Source organism: Cellulomonas sp. GbtcB1, from assembly GCF_019091725.1.
Taxonomy (GTDB): Bacteria; Actinomycetota; Actinomycetes; order Actinomycetales; family Cellulomonadaceae; genus Cellulomonas.
This window is the reverse complement of record NZ_JAGXJG010000590.1, coordinates 1-235: the sequence shown is the minus strand read 5'-3', so window position 1 is coordinate 235 and position 235 is coordinate 1. Positions and strand designations below refer to the sequence as shown.

Sequence of the window (235 nt, the reverse complement as noted above, 5' to 3'; positions counted from 1 at the left end):
CCTCCCCGAGCGGCAGCCCCGGCGGCAGCACCGCGGCGGCGTCGTGCCCGGGGCGGACGGCGAGGTCACGCCCCTGGCCGAGCACCCGGTGGAAGTCGGCGCGGGCACGGTCCTCCTGGGAGACGAAGACGAGGCGGGGGATCCCCGCCTCGTCGCGCCTGCGCCACGCCGCCTCCGTCCCGGACTGGACCCCGCCGACGGGACTCACCCCCACCACCCCGGGGTCCGCGACCGC

The 235-nt window shown here is 80.0% G+C and carries 1 protein-coding gene; it reads right to left on the bottom strand.

Going from position 1 to position 235, the window contains the following annotated elements; translation table 11 throughout:
- The coding region (locus KVT14_RS21485; protein ID WP_217617397.1) for a hypothetical protein at nucleotides 1–208 on the bottom strand (208 nt) is incomplete at its 3' end.
- Between the last annotated feature and the right edge of the window lie 27 nt (nucleotides 209–235).